Here is a 14,739-nt window from a genome sequence, read left to right as displayed (position 1 = left end):
AACGAGGCGTGGTCGAAAGGCGATGGCGCCGGGTCGGCAGCGCGCTGGTGCGCGTGGCCGTCGTGTGGGGGGTCTCCACGCTGACGATGCTCGCTCTCGCCGGACTGCTGCCGGACTTCCGGCTCCAGTCGGAGGACGGCGACAGCATCACCCGGACCGGGATCACCGCGGCCTGGGGCGCCGGAGCTTTCGGTCTGCTCACCGGCCTGGTCTGGCCCGTGGTCGTACGGGCGCTGCTGCTCGTACCGGCCCTGGTACTCGGCCTGCTCGTGTTCTTCCTCAACGGTTCCCTGCTGCTGATCGCTCTGTGGCTCATCCCCGACGGCCGCGGCGCGGCGAACCCGGAGACCGCGGTCGTCGTCGCCGCCGTGATGTCGGCGGTCGCCTCCGCCACCTCCACGGCGCTCGCCGTCCGTGACGACGACGCCTACCGCAGAAGACTTTCCCGGCTCGCCCACCGCCGCGGCCGCCGCCAGTCCGCCCACGCCCGTTCCGGCCCGCCCGGCACGGTCTTCCTGCAGCTCGACGGCGTCGGCCACGAGGTGCTGCGCGCCGCCGCCGCCAGCGGGGTGATGCCGACCGTCGCGGGCTGGACCGGCGCGACGCACCGGCTCACGTGCTGGCGCACCGACTGGTCCAGCCAGACCGGTGCGAGCCAGCTCGGCATCCTGCACGGCTCCAACCACGACGTGCCCGCCTTCCGCTGGTACGAGAAGGACACCCGCCGGATCGTGGTCAGCAACCGCCCGGCGAGCGCCGCCGAACTGCAGCGGCGGGCCGTCGCGCGCACCGGCGACGGCGGACTGCTGACGGTGGACGGCGCGAGCCGGGGCAACCTCTTCAGCGGTGGCGCCGGCCAACTGGCCCTGGTGCTGTCGGTGGCGGCCAGGCGCGGCAGGGGCAACCGCTCCCGGGCGGGGTACTTCGCGTACTTCTCCGACCCGGCCAACGCCGTCCGTACCGCGCTGTCGTTCGTCGCCGAGGTCGGCCGGGAGGTCGGGCAGTCGACCCGCGCCAGGCTCCGCGGGGACACGCCGCGGGTCGGCCGCGGCGGTCTCTACCCCTTCATCCGGGCCTTCGCGACGGTCGTCGAGCGCGATGTGGTGGTCGCCGCCGTCATGGGGGACATGCTCGCCGGACGCCGGGCCGTCTACGCCGACCTGGTCGCCTACGACGAGGTGGCGCACCACTCCGGGCCGCACAGCGCGGACGCGATGGCCGTGCTGGAGCGGCTGGACCGCTCGATCGCACTGATCGCCAAGGTCGCCGAGCACGCGCCCCGCCCCTACCGGATCGTGCTCCTCTCCGACCACGGCCAGAGCCCGGGGGAGACCTTCGAGGGGGCGTACGGGCTGACCCTGAAGGACCTGGTGCGGGCCGGGTGCGGGCTGCCGGTGTCGCGGCGGGCGGAGCGCTCGAAGAGCGGTGCGGAGGCCAGGGACGCGGCCCGTGACGCCCTGCGGACGGCGCTGCACAGGCAGCCGGCCGGTGACGGCGAGGAGGAGCGGCCGGCGTCGGGGCACGACCCGATCGTGCTGGCCTCGGGGAATCTGGCGCTGATCTCGTTCCCCGACGTGCCGTACCGGATGAGCTGTGAGGAGATCCGGCGCCGCCACCCCGCGCTGCTCGGCACGGTGGCCAACCACCCCGGCGTCGGCTTCCTGCTGGTGCGCAGCGAGGAGCACGGCTCGGTGGTGCTCGGCGCCGACGGAGCGGAGGTGCCCGTCGACGCGTTGAAGGACGACGACGGACCGCTCGCCGGTTTCGGGCCGGGCGCGGCCGAGGCCGTGCGGCGCACCGACTCGTTCCCGCACGTCGCCGACATCATGGTCAACTCGATGCACGACCCGCAGACCGGTGTGGTGCACGCCTTCGAGGAGCAGATCGGCTCGCACGGCGGGCTCGGCGGGGAGCAGTCGCAGGCGTTCCTGCTGTCGCCGTATCTGGTCTCGCCGCCGACGGCCGTCGGCGGCGAGCTGATCGGGGCGGAGCAGGTGCACCGGGTGCTGCGTCGGTGGCTGCGGGAGGGCGAGGAGCCGCAGGGACCGAGCGGGTCGGTGAGGGTTCCCCTGCCGGAGGGCACCGCGAAGGAGGAAAACCCGGTCGACGGCGGCGCTCATCTGTCGCCGGACGCCCCGGACGGGGTGCCGGAGGCCCCCTGACGGCGCTCGGTACCGGCTGCGGCAACGGGGCCACCGAGATGACTCGGGGCCGTCGCATACGCCTGAGGGCCATTACCTCGGGCGTCATCGACGGGCGCAGGGGTGCGCGGCAGTCTGGGGTCACCGGGCCCCGGGCGGCGCACTCCGCCCGGGGCCCGGGTCCACGAACGGCCCGTACACCTCGACGGAGGCTGATCCGCCATGTCCACGACCTTGCTCACCGGAATCTCCCGCACCACCGAGCCGCGGACCATGCTGCGCCGGTTCCTTGCTGCCGACGCCGTCGTGACCGGTGCCAACGGCGTCGCGTACGCCGCGGTTTCCGGGCCGCTCGGGCGGCTGCTCGGCGTCGACGGCACGCTCCTCCTCGGCCTCGGGGCCTTCCTCGTCGCCTACGGCCTGGCCGTGGGCCTGCTCGCCGCACGTCCCCGGCCGCCGCGGGCCGGTGTCACGCTCGTCGTGGACGCCAACATCCTGTGGTCCGTCGTCAGCGTCGTCGCCCTCGCGCTGTGGCTCGACCCCACCGCGGTGGGCGCGGTGTGGACCGTGCTGCAGGCGCTGGCCGTCGCCGGCTTCGCCGTCCTGCAGTGGTCGGCCCTGCGCGTCACCGCTACGGCGTGAAAGACCGCAGGTACTTCACCGTCGCCGGGTCGGCCGGGAGCAGCGTCTCGATGGCCAGCTCGGCGACGGTCACGTCCAGAGGTGTGTTGAACGTCGCGATCGACGACACGAAGGAGAGCGTCCGGCCTTCGTGCTCGATCCGCAGCGGCAGCGCGAAGTAGGGGTACGGTGCCTCGCCCGGCGCGACGCTCCGCTCGTCACCGGCTCCCTCGGGCAGCGGATACGCGGCGACCTCGTCGTACACCCTGCGCAGCGCGTCGGAGCGGGCCAGGGCCATCTGCCGCTCCATCTGCTCCAACAGGTGTCCGCGCCACTCGGGCAGGTTGCGGATCCTGGGCGCGAGGCCCTCGGGGTGGAGGGTGATCCGCATGGCGTTCAGCGGCGAGGTGAGCACGTGCTCCGGCAGACCGTCGAGCAGCATCGCGATGCCCCGGTTGGCGGCCAGCACGTTGTACGCACCGTCGACGACCAGCGCCGGGTACGGCTCGTAGCCCTGGAGCAGCCGCTCCATGCCTTCGCGCAGCCCCTCCATCGCCGGGTCGTCCAGTGGCGTCTCGGCGTAGCGGGGGGCGTAACCGGCCGCCAGCAGAAGGGAGTTGCGCTGGCGCACCGGCACGTCCAGATGCTCGGCGAGACGCAGGACCATCTCCTCGCTGGGGCGCGAGCGGCCCGTCTCGACGAAACTGATGTGGCGGGCCGAGGAGTCGGCGCGCAGGGCCAGTTCGAGCTGACTGATCCGGCGCTCCTCGCGCCAGCGGCGCAGCAGAGGACCGACCCCGGTACCGGGCACGGCAGTTGTCATGGCCAGACGTTATTACGGACTCGGCCCGCCGGCGCCTCAGCCCCGTGCGTTGCCCAGCAGCGCGGCGAGCGCCCGGTCGATGTCCTGGGCGGCCGCCTCGTTGCCCGCCGGGACGGTCGCGTAGGAGCGGACCAGGAACCGGCGCAGGCTCGCCGTGTCGAGCTGGAGCAGCGCGACGCCCTCCGGCGAACGCAGCTCGATCATGGTCTGTACCCGTCCGCAGGGCCAGATGTGCACGTCGCCGTCCCCGGACGGGGCGCGCAGCCCCGCGTCGAGCAGGGTGCGGGCGAAGGTCCAGGTCACGCCGGTGTCGTTCAGGCACGCCTCCGGAGGGAAGACCATACGCACGGCGAACGGGTCGGTGTCGCTGTAGCGCAGGAGTACCGGGACGGCCAGGGGGTGGGGCACATCGCTGATGAGGCGGGCCCGGACGGATTGCTCGATGGTCGATGACATCGCTCGCTCCTCTGCTGCTGTGCGGATCCGCTCTCGTGCACGTACGTCGGCACGGGCAGGCGAGCCTGTGCAGCGACGCCAGTGGCGCGTGTGACCTGCATCACCAAGACTGAAACGATTGCGCCAGGATGGCTAGGCTTTTGCGCCAACGTAAATCGCCACAAACGGGACACCTGGCTGGTTACGTGCGGGTAGGGGATGCGGCCCGGCCCGCCCGGCATCGCCGCCGGGGCGGAAGTGGCGGCGGGGGCGGAAGGGAGCGAGCCCCGGCCGGACGGGGGTTTCCGGCCGGGGCGGTCACAGGGCGTGGGTGCGAGCTGCGGCCGCCTCTCGGCGGAGCGCTCCCACAGGGCTCGGATCGGGCGATCTTCCCTGCGGGCGAATGGCGAGGCCCGGGGGGCAGTGCCCCGTCCGCACCCACGTGTAGATGAACGATAAACCACTCGGTGGCGTTCCGGGAAACGCCCAGGGTCGGCTGTGATGCGCGTTACGCCCAGTTACCGGCTGATGGGCGATTTCCGGACACAGGTCGTGTGCTCGGTCATGCTCCGCCTCTCACGACCACCGAGCCCAGTACCGACGGCAGCGGATACCAGTCGGCCGACACCACGCTCGCGTGCCGACCCGCCAGCAGCGACACGCGGTCACGGGCCTGCTGCCCGGTCGGGTTCGTGCCGTCGATCGCCGGGGCGACGCCGTGCGCGTCGGTCATCACGACGAGGTAGTGGTTCCGCTCGTACCAGGCGGTGTCGATCCACCCGCCCGCGTACGCCGCCGTGTCCCCGTCGAAGACGACGAACCAGGGACGGATCGAGGCGTCCGCGTAGCGGCCGCGGGGGTCGCCCGTCGCGGCGTGGTGCACCGCCGGGAACGCGCCCGCCTCGCCGAGGCGGCCCGCAGCGGTGAGGTCGCGCAGATGCGTCGCGTACTCGCGGTCCGTCCACAGGGAGTCGAACGGGTTGTCCTCCTCCAGCGTGCCCGGGATCAGCTCGACCAGGAACTTCCCCGCCAGCACCGAGCGCGCCGGCCAGCCGTCCGCCCGCACGGCCGTGTCGAGGTCCTGATGCCCGCGGACCAGATCGGCCGGCCGGTACAGGGCGTCGCCGAGCCGCGCGGTCAGCAGCGCGTCCAGGGCGGCGGGGCCGCGGCCCTGACGGCCCTGGAAGCCGTCCTTGAGCTCCAGCTTGATCAGGATCGGCCGGTGCCCCGGGTTCGCGTCGTGCCAGGCCCTCATGTCGGCCAGGCAGCCGCCGAGATCCTGGTTTCTCGCCTTGCCGCGCAGCTCGGCGGCCACCGACGCGTTCACGCAGTTGTTGTCGTTCCCGACCGGATTGCCGTGCGAGACCCGCCACGACCGGCCGAAGGCGTTGGTCCACACGTCGATCTCGAGCATGGCCGCGCCCGAGTCGAGCGCGTCCGCGAAATAGGGGTACTTCGACTTCTCGTATGCGTTGTGGACGCCGACCCCGGTGGTGGAGGAGTACGGGAGCTGCCCCGTGTCCGCCCGGCCGGTGGTGGTCGCCTGCGCGGGGGCGAGCGCGAGGGAGAGCAGTCCGGCCGCGACGGTCGTCGTCACAGCGGCGCGCGAGAGCGTGCCCATGGGGGTCCCTGCCTTTGAGTCGAAAGGTGGGCCCGTCCGGCGGATCGCGGCCGGGCGGGCTCAAGTCGACGGAAGGCTAGGGGAGTTGGGTGAACCGTGGGGAGACCGTACCCGGCCACAGCGGGCGCTCGTGGAGAGCCGCGCACGGTCGGTGCCCGCACGCCGCGCGGGGCCGGTCCGGCGGACGCCGTGCCGGGGTGCGTGCGTCGTACGGCCGGGGCACGATGGCCGCATGCTGCTCGCCCGCGTCGCCGAAGTCTCCCGCGAGGTCGCCGCCACCTCCGCCCGCTCGCGCAAGATCGCCGCGCTGGCGGACCTGTTCACGGAGGCATGGCCGGAGGACGTCGCGCTCGTCATCTCCTACCTCGCCGGACGGGTGCCGCAGGGCCGTATCGGAATCGGCTGGAGCCTCCTGAAGGAGCCCGTGCCGCCCGCCTCCGTACCGGCCCTCACCGTCGGAGGGACCGATGCCGCGCTCGCCGCCCTCGCCCGGGTCTCCGGCCCCGGTGCCCAGGCGGAACGCCGCAGCCGCCTCCACCGGCTGATGTCAGCGGCCACCGCCGAGGAGCAGCAGTTCCTGCTGCGGCTCCTCACCGGAGAGGTGCGGCAGGGAGCACTGGACGCCGTCGCGCTCGAAGCGGTCGCGAAGGCGGCGGGTGCCCCGGCGGCCGATGTGCGCCGCGCCGTCATGCTGGAGGGCTCGCTGCCCCGGGTGGCCGCGGCGCTGCTCGCCGAGGGGCCGGCGGCGCTCGAACGGTTCCGGCTGCGGGTCGGCAGCCCGGTGCAGCCGATGCTCGCGCACAGCGCGAAGTCCGTGACCGAGGCGGTCGCGGCGCTCGGCACCCCCTGTGCCGTCGAGGAGAAGCTCGACGGTATCCGCGTCCAGGTGCACCGCGCCGGAACGGATGTCCGGATCTGCACCAGGTCCCTCGACGACATCACCGACCGGCTGCCCGAAGTGGCCCAACGGGCCCGCGAGATGACCGGCGACCGGTTCATCCTCGACGGCGAGGTCATCGGAATGGCCGCCGACGGCCGGCCCGTACCGTTCCAGGACATCGCCTCACGCGTGGGCTCGCGCCTCGACGTCGAGGCGGCCCGTGCCTCGCTGCCGCTGTACCCGGTGTACTTCGACGTCCTCGCCGCCGACGGGGAGCCGGTGCTCGACCTGCCCGGCCACGAGCGGCACGCGATCCTCGCCCGGCTCGTCCCCGAGCCCACCCGGGTGCGGCGCGTCGTCGTCGACGACCCTGCCGCGGCGCAGCAGGTCGCCGCCGCGGAGGAGTTCTTCACCGCGACCCTGGACCGCGGTCACGAGGGCGTCCTGGTGAAGTCACTCGACGCGCCCTACAGCGCCGGGCGCCGGGGGCGCTCCTGGCTGAAGGTCAAACCCGTGCACACGCTGGACCTTGTGGTCCTGGCCGCCGAGTGGGGCCACGGACGGCGCACCGGGCTGCTGTCCAACCTCCACCTCGGCGCCCGTGCGGCGGACGGCGGCTTCGTGATGCTCGGCAAGACCTTCAAGGGGCTCACCGACGAGATGCTGCGCCGGCAGACCGAGACCCTGCGCGAACTCGCCGTCGAGGACGACGGCTTCACGGTACGGGTGCGGCCGGAACTCGTCGTGGAGATCGCTTACGACGGACTGCAGCGCTCCAGCCGCTACCCGGCCGGGGTCGCCCTGCGCTTCGCGCGGGTCGTGCGCCACCGGCCGGACAAGCCGGCGGCACAGGCCGACACCATCGAACAGGTGCTGTCCGCCGGGGGCTGAGCCCGCGCCTCGTGGGCGCCGCGCCGCTCGCCCGGCGGCGTCGGTGTCAGCGCCGACCCAGCACCTTGTCGGCGAATGCCGACAGATTGCCCATGGTGCGGGCGATCTGCTCCTCGAGCGTCAGGTTCTCCTCGTACCGCCCGTGCCGCAGCTTGGGCTGCCGTCTGCCGCGCACATACAGCGAGCAGGCCAGGTCCGAGCAGAGATAGGTGCCCACCGTGTTCCCCTCGCGCCCGGCGGGACCCGCCAGCGGCGCCGCGAACAGTGTCACGCCGGAGGCGGCGTGGGCGGTGAGACACGCCTGGCACATGCTCGACTTCAGGGCACTGGTCCGTCCGGCGGACGGGACCCGCAGGGTGATGCCGGTCGGCCCGTCCTCCCGCGGCAGCACCAGGTGTGCCTTCAGCGGGGCGCCCGGGTCGACCCAGCCGAGGAAGTCCAGGTCCTCCCAGGGCAGTTCGGCGAAGTCGGCGGGCAGGCGCATCCGGGTGGCCTCACCCTTGGTGCAGTTCACGAAGGACGCGCGGATCTGTTTGTCGGTCAATGGTTCCACTCGGTGGAACGTACACAGCGTGGCCGGGTGCGGGCATCCGATTTACCGGGCATCGGATCTATGGTGACCCCGTCCCGACGCCCCCTCATGGAAGGAGCCGGCCATGCCCACCGAGTCGCTGTCGCAGAAGGAGATCGAGGACCGGCTCCGGGAACTCCCCGGCTGGTCCCTCGAGGGGGACAGGATCGCCCGCTCCTACCGCCTCGACTCGCACTTCGCGGCCACCGCCATGGTCGCGCACATCGCCCAGATCCAGGAGGAGCTGAACCACCACTCGGACCTCACTCTCGGCTACAACACGGTTGCCCTCACCGTCCAGTCCCACGATGTGAACGCGCTCACGGAACGGGACTTCGAGCTCGCGGAGCGCGTCGAGCGGATCGCGGAGGGGCACGGCGTGAACTAGTGCCCTGACCGGCCACGGGAGCACCGGCTCGGGCCACGGGAGCACCGGCTCGGGCCACGGGAACACTCGATGCCAGAAAATGCGGGGCCCCGCGCGGGGTGCTGGAATGGCCCGGAGGGCCGTCCGCCCCCGACGCCGCCACGCGGACGCAGAGCAGCGGCGGCGGTGCGCCCGGACCACGGTCCGCTCGTGAGGAGTGGCGTGAGGAGTGGCGCCGACCCGGAGACCGGGAAGTGACGGCCTCATGACGGAACCGAGTCCGCGAGCCGCTTCCTCCGACGGGCGCACGCAGCCGGAGGAGGCGGACCGGCTCAGCGCGATCCTCCGCACCGGCCGTGCCGCGACCGCCGTGCGGCACGAGAGGTGGAGCCATGTCATGTCCGCCGGACGCCTTCCGCGGTGGTACGGACCTCACGGCCCTGGAACCGCGCGCCCATCACGTCCCGCGGTCAAGTCCGCGTTCCCGGGAGGCATCATGACCGCGCCGAGGAAGGCACCGGACGGCCGAGGCATGACCGAGGAGGTCTTCCGTGCCCTGTACGCACAGTTGCGCGGGGACACCTCGCGAGGCCCGGCGGACCGCCGCGGTGCCCTGGGCCACCTGACCCCCGAGCGTGTCGCGGCGGCCGCCGCCGAGATCCGCACCGGGCTCACGGTGTCGCTCGCCGCACCCATCGAGACACAGCCCGGACCCGACGACCCGCACCCCGCGAGCCATCGGATGATCGGCCCGGTCGACGGGGGCACCGCCGACGACGGACTGCACTTCGCCCTCGACAGGTTCGCGATGAACGTACACGGGGACGCGGACAGCCACCTCGACGCGCTCTGCCACGTGATCTTCGACGGCGAGCTGTACAACGGCGTGCCGGCCGACAGCGTGACACCCGAGGGCGCGGGTGCGCTGTCCCTCGACACCGTGCGCAACGGCATCGTCGGACGCGGAGTGCTCCTGGACATTCCCCGGCTGCGAGAGGTGCCGTGGCTGGAACCCGGAGACCATGCGACGGCCGGCGACCTGGTCGCGGCAGAGGCCGCCCAGGGGGTCCGGGCCGGGCCGGGAGACATCCTGTTCGTCCGGGTCGGTCATCGCCGCAGACGCCGGGAGCTCGGGGCGTGGAAGGCGGCCGAGGCACGGGCAGGTCTCCATCCGACCGCGATGCGCCTCCTGGCGGAGCGGCGGATCGCTGCGCTGGGTTCGGACGGCAACAACGACACCGCGCCCAGCGCCGTGGCCGGTGTCGCGTTTCCCGTCCATGTGCTGGCCATACATGCCATGGGCCTGCACCTCATGGACTACCTGCAGTTCGAGGAGCTGGCACCCCTGTGCGCGCAGGCCGGCCGCTGGAGCTTTCTGTGCGTGGTCGCTCCCCTGAGACTGCCCGGTGCCACCGGCTCCCCGGTGAACCCGATCGCCGTGCTGTGACGAGGGGGCCGGCGGCCGGGGACCGCGGTGCCCGGCCCCGGGTGCCGCACGGCGGAAGGGCGTATACGTTCGAAGAGGTGCAGAGTCGCCCGATCTCCGCTCTGCGGAGCGATGTCAGGTCCGCGCGGAAGGCGGGCCGCGAGAGCAAGGACGGTGGTCGCCGTGGGCGACTTCCCGCACTACGACGTCATCATCATCGGCACCGGCGCCGGTGGCGGCACACTCGCCCACCGGCTCGCGCCCTCCGGCAAGCGGGTGCTCGTCCTCGAACGCGGCGACTGTCTTCCGCGCGAGCGGGACAACTGGGACTCCACCGCCGTGTTCGTCAAGAGCAAGTACCGTGCCCCGGAGTTCTGGCTCGACAAGCACGGCAACGAGTTTCCGCCCGAGGTGAACTACTACGTCGGCGGCAACACCAAGTTCTACGGCGCGGCTCTCTTCCGGCTCCGGCCGGAGGACTTCGGCGAGATCCGGCACCACGACGGTCTCTCGCCCGCCTGGCCGATCCGGTACGAGGACCTGGAGCCGTACTACACACAGGCCGAACATCTGTACCTCGTGCACGGACGCCACGGCGAGGACCCCGGCGAAGGTCCGGTGAGCGCGCAGTACGCCTACCCGCCCGTCGAACACGAGCCGCGTATCCAGCAGTTGAGCGACGACCTGGAGAAGCAGGGCCTGCACCCCTTCCACCTGCCCATCGGGGTCGACCTGACCCAGGACGGCAACGGGCGGGCCGCACACACCAGCGTCTGCATCCGCTGCGACCGTGTGGACGGCTTCCCCTGCCTGGTGCGCGGCAAGTCCGACGCCCAGGTGATCTGTGTGGAGCCCGCCCTGCGGCATCCCGGCGTCGAGATGATCACCAACACCCGGGTGGTCCGCCTGGAGACCGATCCCACGGGACGCACGGTCAGCGGTGTCGTCGCCCGGCACGGCGACGGGGCCGAGGCCACGTACTCGGCGGACATCGTGGTCGTCGCCTGCGGTGCGGTCAACTCCGCCGCCCTGCTGCTGGCCTCCGCCGGTGATCAGCACCCCCGGGGGCTCGCGAACAGCTCCGACGTCGTCGGCCGCCACTACATGCGGCACAACAACCTGGCCCTGATGGCCATTTCGAAGGAGCCCAACGACACCCGGTTCCAGAAGACCCTCGCCGTGAACGACTGGTACTTCGGCGCGGACGACTGGGACTACCCGCTGGGTGGCATCCAGATGCTCGGGAAGTCCGACGCCGACCAGATCCACGGCGAGGCCCCGCGCTGGGCCGGAGCCGTCACGCCCGACCTGCCCTTCGAGGTGATGGCCCGTCACGCCGTCGACTTCTGGCTGTGCGGCGAGGACCTGCCGCAGCCCGGCAACAGAGTCACTCTGGGCGATGACGGCACCATCCGTCTCACGCTCGACGAGAAGAACAACATCGCCGGTCTCACGCGGCTGCGGCACAAGCTCCAGCAGATGCTCGGCAGGCTGGGCATGCGCCATGAGCACGGGCTGCTGTCACGCAGCCTCTACCTCCACAAGGGCATGCCCATCGGTGCCACGGCCCACCAGGCCGGTACCGTCCGCTTCGGCGACGACCCGGCGACCTCCGCGCTGGACGTCAACTGCAAGGCCCACGACCTGGACAACCTCTATGTGGTGGACACAAGCTTTTTCCCCAGCATCGGCGCCGTCAACCCGTCCCTGACGGCCATCGCCAACGCGCTGCGGGTGGGAGACCACATCCTCGACCGACTCGGCTGACGGACGGCACCGGCCTCGCCCGGCCGACGCCCGCACGGTGGCTGCTCCGGACGGGCGAACACCGTCCGCCGAGCGGGCCAACGCCCCTCGGTGGTCCCCGCCTCCCCGGCCGCCCGGTGCTTCTGTGGACCCTCGGACCGGCCGTTGGGCCGGACGGCCCAACGGCCGGGCGACGAGGAGGCAGGCATTCGTGAATTCCACCGCGGGCGCATTCCAGGACACGATCCCGGCCCAGCTGCTCAAAGGTCAGAAGGCACTGGTCACCGGAGCCAACTCGGGCATCGGCAGGGCGACGGCCATCGGGCTCGGCCGGGCCGGCGCCGACGTGGTCGTGAACTACGTGACGGGCCGGGAGGAAGCCGAGAGCGTGGTCGAGGAGATCACCTCGCTCGGAGTGCGCGCGGCGGCGTACGAGGCCGACGTGTCCCAGGAGGACCAGGTCGTCGCCATGACGGACCGGATGGTCAAGGAGTTCGGCACGATCGACATCCTGGTCGCCAACGCCGGGCTGCAGCGCGACGCCCGCTTCACCGAGATGACCCTCGCCCAGTGGCAGAAGGTACTGGACGTCAACCTGACCGGGCAGTTCCTGTGCGCCCGGGAGGCGACGAAGGAGTTCCTGCGCCGCGGGGTCGTCCCGGAGGTGTCACGAGCGGCCGGAAAGATCATCTGCATGAGTTCGGTGCACCAACTGATTCCCTGGGCGGGCCATGTCAACTACGCCTCCTCCAAGGGTGGCGTGCACATGATGATGCAGACCCTGGCCCAGGAGCTCGCCCCGCAGAAGATCCGCGTCAACGCGATCGCGCCGGGAGCCATCAAAACGCCCATCAACCGCGCCGCCTGGGAGACGCCCGAGGCCCGGAAGGATCTGCTCAGGCTGATCCCGTACGACCGCATCGGCGAGCCGGAGGACATCGCCCGGGCCGTCGTCGGCCTCGCCTCCGACCTCATGGACTACGTCGTGGGCACCACGCTCTACGTGGACGGCGGGATGACGCTGTTCCCCGGGTTCGCCACCGGCGGCTGACCTGCGCCCCCACCCGTCGTCCCAGACAGCAGAAGGCGCCCGAGCACAGCACTCCCGCCCTCCCGACGGACGCCCCGGCACCGGTGCCTCCCGCCAGGTCGCCGATGGCGTTCACCCTTGCCCGGCTCGACACCCGCGGCAGACCGGAAGCCCTCAGCGACACCGACCCGCACGGCGGTACGAGCGGCGAGAGGTGACCGCCCGTGGCCATGGCGGCACGGACCTCCGACAGGTGAGGCCGCAGTGACCGAGGACGACATTCTGCTGGGCCTCGGCCTGACCGTGGCGCTCGCCGTGGGTTCCCAGATCCTGGCGAGCAGGCTGCGCGTGCCGGCCCTCGTCGTGCTGCTTCCCGTCGGCTTCGCCGCCGGAGCCCTGACCGACGCCGTCCGGCCCGACGAACTCGTGGGACCCGACTTCTCCGCCCTGGTCTCGCTGGCGGTGGCGGTGATCCTCTACGACGCCGGCCTGGGGCTGGACCTGCGCCGTCTGGGGGGCAGCACCCGCCGTGTCGTGGTGCGGCTGATCGTGCTGGGCGTACTGATCACCTGGGGGGCCTGCCTCGGTCTGGCCCTCGTGCTGTTCGACGTCCCGCTCGCTGTGGCCGCGATGCTGGGCGTGATCCTCGTCATCTCCGGTCCGACCGTGGTGGGGCCGCTGCTCGAGTACGTCAGGCCGGCCGACGCGGTGCGGCGGATCCTCATCTGGGAGGGGTCGCTCATCGACCCGCTGGGTGCCGTCCTCGGCGCCCTCGTCTTCCAGTCCATTGCCGCCGGCGGATTCGTCGGCGGAAGCGCGTACCGCTTCGGAGGCTTCCTCCTCAGCCTGGCGGTCGGCCTGGCCGGCGGCGCGGTCGCCGCGGCACTCCTGTGGTTCACGCTCCGTACGCTCCGGCTCGGCGAGACCCTGGGCACGCTCGCCCAGCTCGCCGTCGTCATCGCGGTGTCCGCGGTCTGTGACGTCGTGCGCGACGACACCGGTCTCGTCGCCGCGATCGTGGCCGGGCTGGCGGTCGCGAACGTGCCCGGCTTCGACATGCCCTCCCGCCGGCCGTTCTTCGAAACGCTCGTCCAGTTGGTCATCGGCCTGCTGTTCGTCTCCATCTCCGCCACGGTGCCGCCGTCCTCCGTGCCCCCCGTGCTGCTGCCGTGCCTCGTCCTCGTCGCCGTGCTCGTCCTGGTGGTGAGACCCCTCGTCGCCTGTCTGTCCACCCTCCGCACGGACCTCAGCCCCGGAGCTCGGGCCTTCATCGGATGGATGGCACCGCGCGGCATCGTCGCCGCCTCGACCGCGGCGACCTTCTCCGCGGCCCTCGTCGACCTGGGGTTGGACGGTGCGGACAAGATCCTCCCGATCACCTTCCTGGTGATCACCGGGACCGTCGTGTGCTACGCGCTGACGGCCGGTCCGGTGGCCACCGCCCTGGGCGTCGTCGTCTCCCCTCGAACCCGTCCGCTGCTCGTCGGCGGCGATCCGTGGGTGATCGGGCTGGGACGGGCGCTGCGGTCCGCCGGACTCGACGTGTTGATGTGGGCGGGGCCCGAACAGCAGCGGCACCGGATCAGAGAGGCGGGACTCGCCCTGGCCTCCGGGGAACTGCTGGCCGCCGCCGCTGTCGACGACGCTCGACCGGAGAGCGTCACCGCGGTGTTCCTGATGACCGGTGACGACGATTTCAACGCGCTCGCCTCCGTCGTGATGGGGGGCGGCGCCGACGGTCCGGTGTACCGGGTCGGCCCCCCGGACGACAGGGACGGCGCTGTCGCCCCGTACACCGGCGGGACCATCCTCTTCGGCAGGACGCTCACCCGGCACACCCTGGCGACCCGGCACGCGCAGGGAGCCCGCTTCGCGGTGCTGCCCGCCTCCCGGCCACTGCCGCCGCAGCACGACGTGCTGTTCGTCCTGCGGACCGACGGCCGGCTCGAACCGGTCACGGACCAGGCGGCGGTCACCTCGCGGGACGGGGACTCGGTCGTCGTGCTGGTGCCCGCCCTGCCGGGGGACGTCCGCCGTCCGGCAGAGGCGGCGCGGCATGATCCTGACGAGAGACCTAACCACCACCGCCCTGTGTAGGTTTCCTTCGCCGCTGGCCACTGGCTGCGCTGTGACCTGCGGGTTCCGGTGTCGGTCCCGATGGTCTGTCCACGGTTCTGTTCCATGATC

General features: G+C 72.1%; 12 protein-coding genes. 8 read left to right on the top strand and 4 right to left on the bottom strand.

Annotation, left to right across the window (positions count from 1 at the left end; all coding sequences use genetic code 11):
- Positions 1-8: 8 nt before the first annotated feature.
- Positions 9-2,162 (top strand): phage holin family protein, encoded by a 2,154-nt coding sequence (locus AB0903_RS00060; protein WP_366697320.1) that lies wholly within the window; start codon positions 9-11, stop codon positions 2,160-2,162.
- A 201-nt stretch (positions 2,163-2,363) separates the two neighbouring features.
- Positions 2,364-2,783, top strand: a complete 420-nt coding sequence (locus tag AB0903_RS00055; protein ID WP_366697318.1) for a hypothetical protein — start codon at positions 2,364-2,366, stop codon at positions 2,781-2,783.
- Here the strand turns inward: AB0903_RS00055 and AB0903_RS00050 are convergent.
- The 3 genes from AB0903_RS00050 to AB0903_RS00040 form a co-directional block, all read right to left on the bottom strand.
- Positions 2,773-3,585 carry a helix-turn-helix domain-containing protein gene (locus AB0903_RS00050; RefSeq protein WP_366697316.1) on the bottom strand — a complete coding sequence of 271 codons (813 nt, stop codon included), beginning with the start codon at positions 3,583-3,585 and terminating at the stop codon, positions 2,773-2,775. The genes AB0903_RS00055 and AB0903_RS00050 overlap by 11 nt on opposite strands.
- Positions 3,586-3,621: 36 nt before the next feature.
- Positions 3,622-4,041 (bottom strand): SsgA family sporulation/cell division regulator, encoded by a 420-nt coding sequence (locus AB0903_RS00045; protein WP_366697314.1) that lies wholly within the window; start codon positions 4,039-4,041, stop codon positions 3,622-3,624.
- A gap of 541 nt (positions 4,042-4,582) precedes the next feature.
- Positions 4,583-5,641, bottom strand: coding sequence for a phosphatidylinositol-specific phospholipase C domain-containing protein (locus AB0903_RS00040; protein WP_366697312.1), 1,059 nt, complete (start codon positions 5,639-5,641; stop codon positions 4,583-4,585).
- A 232-nt stretch (positions 5,642-5,873) separates the two neighbouring features.
- On the opposite strand from AB0903_RS00040, the gene AB0903_RS00035 reads away from it, so the two are divergent.
- Positions 5,874-7,412: an ATP-dependent DNA ligase gene (locus tag AB0903_RS00035; protein WP_366697310.1), complete on the top strand. Its 1,539-nt coding sequence runs from the start codon at positions 5,874-5,876 to the stop codon at positions 7,410-7,412.
- Positions 7,413-7,458: 46 nt separating this feature from the next.
- On the opposite strand, the gene AB0903_RS00030 is transcribed toward AB0903_RS00035, so the two are convergent.
- Complete coding sequence (locus tag AB0903_RS00030) at positions 7,459-7,965, bottom strand: FBP domain-containing protein (RefSeq protein ID WP_366697308.1); 507 nt, start codon at positions 7,963-7,965, stop codon at positions 7,459-7,461.
- 103 nt (positions 7,966-8,068) lie between these two features.
- Between AB0903_RS00030 and AB0903_RS00025 the strand changes: the two genes are divergently transcribed.
- The 5 genes from AB0903_RS00025 to AB0903_RS00005 all read left to right on the top strand — a co-directional run bounded on the left by AB0903_RS00025 (position 8,069) and on the right by AB0903_RS00005 (position 14,649).
- Entirely contained in the window at positions 8,069-8,371 is a 303-nt protein-coding gene (locus tag AB0903_RS00025; protein WP_366697306.1) for a 4a-hydroxytetrahydrobiopterin dehydratase, read from the top strand.
- Between the two features lie 511 nt (positions 8,372-8,882).
- A complete protein-coding gene (locus tag AB0903_RS00020) occupies positions 8,883-9,797 on the top strand; it encodes a cyclase family protein (RefSeq protein ID WP_366697868.1) in 915 nt (304 codons plus the stop codon).
- A gap of 162 nt (positions 9,798-9,959) precedes the next feature.
- Entirely contained in the window at positions 9,960-11,543 is a 1,584-nt protein-coding gene (locus AB0903_RS00015; protein ID WP_366697304.1) for a GMC family oxidoreductase, read from the top strand.
- Between the two features lie 190 nt (positions 11,544-11,733).
- The gene (locus AB0903_RS00010; protein ID WP_366697302.1) at positions 11,734-12,573 is read left to right on the top strand and encodes an SDR family oxidoreductase; all 840 of its coding nucleotides are present in this window, start codon (positions 11,734-11,736) and stop codon (positions 12,571-12,573) included.
- A gap of 243 nt (positions 12,574-12,816) precedes the next feature.
- Entirely contained in the window at positions 12,817-14,649 is a 1,833-nt protein-coding gene (locus AB0903_RS00005) for a cation:proton antiporter (RefSeq protein WP_366697300.1), read from the top strand.
- The last annotated feature ends 90 nt before the right edge of the window (positions 14,650-14,739 follow it).

It is taken from the genome of Streptomyces sp. NPDC048389 (assembly GCF_040706335.1).
Lineage (GTDB): Bacteria > Actinomycetota > Actinomycetes > Streptomycetales > Streptomycetaceae > Streptomyces.
The sequence above is the reverse complement of the archived record's forward strand: the minus strand, read 5'-3'. Positions and strand labels throughout refer to the sequence as shown.